The 5,418-nt window shown below is 56.5% G+C and carries 5 protein-coding genes; 4 read left to right on the forward strand and 1 reads right to left on the reverse strand.

Annotated features, from left to right (window positions below; genetic code table 11):
* Positions 1-178 precede the first annotated feature (178 nt).
* Positions 179-1,438, reverse strand: a complete 1,260-nt coding sequence (locus tag Q8O29_RS11785; protein WP_305563002.1) for an integrase — start codon at positions 1,436-1,438, stop codon at positions 179-181.
* 255 nt (positions 1,439-1,693) lie between these two features.
* On the opposite strand from Q8O29_RS11785, the gene rpsL reads away from it, so the two are divergent.
* The 4 genes from rpsL to Q8O29_RS11805 form a co-directional block, all read left to right on the forward strand.
* Complete coding sequence (rpsL, locus tag Q8O29_RS11790; protein WP_092130055.1) at positions 1,694-2,071, forward strand: 30S ribosomal protein S12; 378 nt, start codon at positions 1,694-1,696, stop codon at positions 2,069-2,071.
* 217 nt (positions 2,072-2,288) lie between these two features.
* Positions 2,289-2,762, forward strand: a complete 474-nt coding sequence (gene rpsG / locus Q8O29_RS11795; protein ID WP_188710046.1) for a 30S ribosomal protein S7 — start codon at positions 2,289-2,291, stop codon at positions 2,760-2,762.
* A 215-nt stretch (positions 2,763-2,977) separates the two neighbouring features.
* On the forward strand, positions 2,978-5,080 hold the full coding sequence (fusA, locus tag Q8O29_RS11800; protein WP_305563006.1) for an elongation factor G: 2,103 nt from the start codon (positions 2,978-2,980) through the stop codon (positions 5,078-5,080).
* A gap of 199 nt (positions 5,081-5,279) precedes the next feature.
* Positions 5,280-5,418, forward strand: a 139-nt coding sequence (locus Q8O29_RS11805; protein ID WP_304838772.1) for a GTP-binding protein, incomplete at its 3' end; no start/stop codon positions are given.

The following is a 5,418-nucleotide window of genomic DNA, read 5'->3' on the forward strand; positions in this document are numbered from 1 at the left end:
AGTATTTTCCAATTCAGGTATGAGCCTGAAGGGTTCGCAATTTGGGTAATTTCGATGTGCGGGCTGACCAGGTTGAAAAGGGAAGTTTAAGGGCTTGCGGAATTTTTTAAATCAGGCCCCTGCCAGGCCGCCGGAGGCCCCCCCCCCTTTGCGAGCGCCACAATTCACTCCGAATGCATCACGCCCGCTGTTTTTGTTTTGCAAAGCTGGCAAACAATTCGTTTTTGGCTTGCTGCATATCCTGCGCCGCAGCAAGGTCCGTTTGCTGCCTGGCCTGCGCTAACAAATCCACCAGCATCGTGTCTGTTTTGAACCTCACCAGGCCCAGTTCGTTTAGCTTCACCAGCGCCTCCAAAGGAGTCTTTACATCGGCGTGTTTGTAGACTTTAACGACCTTGCCTTTGTGGTTGACTTTGCTGGTTGCAAACATGCAGGGACGGTGCAGATTGAGCCACGGGTTGAACACCTCCTGGTAAAACGTATTGATCGGCTGGGCGTACTTTTGCGGGATGTGGCTGTAGCCCATATGCTTCCTGACCACACTGGCATTTTTACTCTCGGCCAAGGCGTTGTCGTTGCTCTGGCGCGAGCGTGATTTGGTTTGCTCGATGCGCAGTTTTTCCAGCATCTTGGCAACTTTGTGATTGATGTATTCGGAGCCGTTGTCGGAGTGGAAGCCTTCGATGACAAAGGGAAACTGCTCCATCACCAGCTCCAGCACCGGCAGCAAAAATGCCTCGCTGATGCCCTGCACACAAGCTTCGACTTGCCACTGTGAAGTGCTGTCCACACAGGTGATGTGATAGACCCCTTTGATGCCGTCTTCGTCGCCCTGGTGAACGCTGTCGATACGCACAAAGCCAGCCCTGCCGTTGGGGCATGGTGCCTTGCGTACGCCGATGGAATTGCACACCGGGTGGGTCTTGGTAAAACTCACCCGCAGGCACTGGTAGCCAGCACTTTTGCGCAGGTTGTACAGGTGCGAAGAAGACAGCGTAGCCAAGCGTTCGTAGCGCTCATCGCCATAGTCGTGAAAGGCTCGTTTGAGGAGGTGAATGATGGCCGGGCCGCAAACATCCTCGTGCGCTTTGTCCATCTCCACCAGGTGCTCGATATCCAAGGCGGTGTACTTGCGCGCAAAGGGCGCTACAGGAGCCCGGTAGCGCTTGGCGAGCGGTACGTTGGACAGGCGGTTGGTGTGCCATTGCGCCACCAGTCGTGTGATCTGGGCACGGCTGTAGCCGCTGGTGTGTTGCAGGTAGCGCAGCAGCACGCCACGGTCGTGTTTGCTGCAGCGGGGGTAGTCAAAGCGCTGGAGCACCCGGCTGATGTGGGCGTAACGCTCCACTTCGCCACCGTGGGCCGTAAACGCGACATCGGCACTGGCAATAAGAAATTGATCGATTTGCTCAATCGTGCGAAGCTGGGACTCATCCATGTTGATCACCATTCTTGGGATGATCAACCCACTCACCAAAAGTCACCTCAAATTACGGCTTCAGGCTCATTCCTGATTGGAAATACAGGCCTCTGCTCAGGCTCATACCACGTTGGAAAAGGCTCAGATTTGCAGCCTGCCCCTCAAACTGCTACACTCGAAGGCTTTTCCGGAATTCCGGGGAGATTTTCGTTTTCACGTAAATATTCACGTATTTAGTCAAGTCAGAAATCAGACGTTTAGGGACGTTTTTACATGCCAACCATTAATCAGCTAGTCCGTCAGGGGCGCGAGGTCGAAAAGATCAAGTCCAAGAGCCCTGCGATGGAAAACTCTCCGCAGCGCCGCGGTGTGTGCACCCGTGTGTACACCACGACGCCCAAGAAGCCAAACTCCGCTCTGCGTAAAGTCGCCAAGGTGCGCCTGACCAACGGGTTTGAAATCATCTCCTACATCGGCGGCGAAGGCCACAACCTGCAGGAACACAGCGTTGTGCTGGTTCGCGGCGGTCGTGTCAAGGACTTGCCTGGTGTGCGTTACCACATCGTCCGTGGCTCGCTCGATCTGCAAGGCGTGAAAGACCGCAAGCAGTCGCGCTCCAAGTACGGTGCGAAAAAGCCAAAGGCCAAATAAGCCAAATCGGCCCGAACCTCGCGGTTTGCGCCAGATGATGTGTCACAGCGTCGTCAAAACAAGGTGAAAAAATATGGTGTTTGGCTCGCTCTGGCAGGTGAGCTGAACGAAGTGACCCAAGTGCAAATAGTTGCACCGGTCGAGTAAGTGAGGGTTTTGATAACCCTCGCGGCATGGCCCGAAACGGCAGTGCCAACTGAAGCAAAGAGGTGAAAAAATGCCACGTCGTCGCGAAGTCCCTAAACGTGAAATTCTTCCTGATCCTAAATACGGCAATGTTGACCTTGCCAAATTCATGAACGTGATCATGCAAGGCGGCAAAAAGGCCGTTGCAGAGCGCATCATTTACGGCGCACTCGACTTCATCGAGAAAAAGAACCCGGGCAAAGACCCGCTGGAGGCCTTTCACATGGCCATCGGCAACATCAAGCCCATGGTTGAGGTGAAGTCCCGCCGCGTGGGTGGCGCCAATTACCAGGTACCCGTTGAAGTGCGCCCGGTCCGCCGTATGGCCCTGGCCATGCGCTGGCTGAAGGAAGCCGCTAAAAAACGTGGCGAGAAGTCCATGTCCCTGCGCCTGGCCAATGAGTTGATGGAGGCCACCGAAGGCCGTGGCGGCGCCATGAAGAAGCGTGACGAAGTTCACCGCATGGCCGAAGCCAACAAGGCGTTCAGCCACTTCCGCTTCTGATTTTCGCTGGCGGTATTTGCTGCCTTTGATTTGATGGGTTGCCGGTCGGGGGCAAGGTGTCAAACGCCTTGATTCCGGGTGGTTCAACCCCACTCTGCCTCTGGGCGCACAAGGCCCTGACGGCAGACGCGTAGAAAAACACGAGAGATGCCTGGGTAGGCAGTTTTTCAACGAGTCGTTTCTCTTTGTTCGCAATCCCGAACTGAAAGTTATTTATGCCCCGCGCTACCCCCATTGAAAACTACCGCAATATTGGTATCTCCGCGCACATTGATGCCGGCAAGACCACCACCACCGAGCGTGTGCTCTTCTATACCGGTGTGAACCACAAGATTGGTGAAGTGCACGACGGCGCGGCCACCATGGACTGGATGGAGCAGGAGCAGGAGCGTGGCATCACGATCACTTCGGCTGCAACCACCTGCTTCTGGAAGGGCATGGACAAGTCCCTGCCAGAACACCGCATCAACATCATTGACACCCCTGGCCACGTTGACTTCACGATTGAAGTCGAGCGTTCCATGCGTGTGCTTGACGGTGCCTGCATGGTGTATTGCGCTGTGGGTGGCGTGCAGCCCCAGTCCGAGACGGTCTGGCGCCAGGCCAACAAGTACAAAGTGCCGCGTCTGGCTTTTGTCAACAAGATGGACCGCACCGGTGCCAACTTCTTCAAAGTCGTAGAGCAGATGAAGCTGCGCCTGAAGGCCAACCCGGTTCCAATGGTGATCCCTATCGGCGCTGAAGAAAACTTCACCGGCGTGGTGGACCTGATCAAGATGAAAGCCATCATCTGGGATGAGGCCTCGCAGGGCATGTTGTTCGACTACCGCGAAATTCCGGCCGAGCTGCTTGAGTTGGCCAAGGAATGGCGCGAGAAGATGGTTGAAGCCGCCGCTGAAGCGTCTGAAGAATTCATGAACAAATACCTTGAAGAAGGTGATTTGACCGAAGACGAGATCAAGCTGGGCATTCGCACACGCACGATCGCCAGCGAAATCCAGCCGATGTACTGCGGCTCTGCATTCAAGAACAAGGGCGTGCAACGCATGCTCGACGCCGTGATTGAATTCATGCCGTCGCCCATCGACATTCCACCCGTCAAGGGTATGGACGAAGATGAGGTGCCTGTCACCCGCAAGGCCGACGATGGCGAGAAGTTCTCGGCACTGGCATTCAAGCTGATGACTGACCCGTTCGTGGGCCAGCTCACCTTCGTGCGCGTGTACTCCGGCGTGCTGAAAAAAGGCGACAGCGTTTTCAACCCGATCAAGGGCAAGAAAGAGCGTATCGGCCGTATCGTGCAGATGCACGCGAACAACCGCGAAGAAGTCAGCGAAATCCGCGCCGGCGACATCGCCGCCTGTGTGGGTCTGAAAGACGTGACGACCGGCGAGACCCTGTGTGATCCAGACGCCATCATCATGCTCGAGCGCATGGTTTTCCCCGAGCCTGTGATTACCCAGGCTGTCGAGCCCAAGACCAAGGTGGACCAGGAAAAAATGGGCATTGCTTTGCAGCGCCTGGCCCAGGAAGACCCTTCGTTCCGCGTCAAGACCGACGAAGAGTCCGGCCAGACCCTGATTGCCGGCATGGGTGAGTTGCATCTGGAAATCATTGTTGACCGCATGAAGCGCGAGTTCGGCGTGGAAGCCAACGTCGGCAAGCCGCAGGTGGCTTACCGCGAGACCATTCGCAAGACCATCGAAGATGCCGAAGGCAAGTTCGTGCGCCAGTCCGGCGGCAAAGGCCAATACGGTCACGTCGTGCTCAAGATTGAGCCGAACGAGCCAGGCAAGGGCATTGAGTTTGTTGACGCCATCAAGGGCGGAACGGTGCCGCGCGAATACATTCCTGCGGTTGAAAAAGGCATTCACGAGGCGGTAACGTCTGGTGTGCTGGCCGGTTACCCGGTGGTGGACGTCAAGGTGACGCTGCATTTCGGCTCTTACCATGATGTGGACTCGAACGAGATGGCCTTCAAGATGGCCGCGATTTTTGGCTTCAAGGAAGGCTGCCGCAAGGCCAGCCCGGTGATTCTGGAGCCGATGATGGCGGTCGAGGTGGAAACGCCTGAAGACTATGCCGGCAACGTGATGGGCGATTTGTCCTCGCGCCGTGGCATGGTGCAGGGCATGGAAGACATGCTGGGTGGCGGCAAGGCCATCAAGGCCGAAGTGCCGCTGTCAGAAATGTTCGGTTACTCGACCACGCTGCGTTCGATGTCGCAGGGTCGTGCCACCTATACCATGGAGTTCAAGCATTACTCCGAGGCCCCGCGCAATGTGTCCGAAGCCATCATGGCTGCACGCGCAAAATAAAAGTACACCCCCGGGGCGGCTTTGCCGCCTCCCCCTTGAGGGGGCACCGCCTACAGCCCGGCAAAGCCGGTTCCGTGGCGGTTGCTGGACTGGAATCCCTGTCTTCGGCGCCACTTTTGTGGTTGGCCCGCTGCCCGTGGCGAGGCCTCAGCTGGAGACGTTAAACAGACACGGGCACGTTCTTTACTGGAGTTTTTAAATGGCAAAAGGCAAATTTGAGCGGACCAAACCGCACGTCAACGTAGGCACGATTGGGCACGTTGACCATGGCAAGACCACGCTGACGGCAGCGATCACGACCGTGCTCGCGGCCAAATTCGGCGGCGAAGCCAAAGGCT

This window comes from Polaromonas sp. (assembly GCF_030689685.1).
Lineage (GTDB): Bacteria > Pseudomonadota > Gammaproteobacteria > Burkholderiales > Burkholderiaceae_C > Polaromonas.

Excerpts from the sequence above, each read along its gene's own strand:
- rpsL (WP_092130055.1), top strand. The coding sequence starts at position 1,694 with ATGCCAACCATTAATCAGCTAGTCCGTCAGGGGCGCGAGGTCGAAAAG.
- fusA (WP_305563006.1), top strand. The coding sequence starts at position 2,978 with ATGCCCCGCGCTACCCCCATTGAAAACTACCGCAATATTGGTATCTCC.
- Q8O29_RS11785 (WP_305563002.1), bottom strand. The coding sequence starts at position 1,438 with ATGGATGAGTCCCAGCTTCGCACGATTGAGCAAATCGATCAATTTCTT.
- rpsG (WP_188710046.1), top strand. The coding sequence starts at position 2,289 with ATGCCACGTCGTCGCGAAGTCCCTAAACGTGAAATTCTTCCTGATCCT.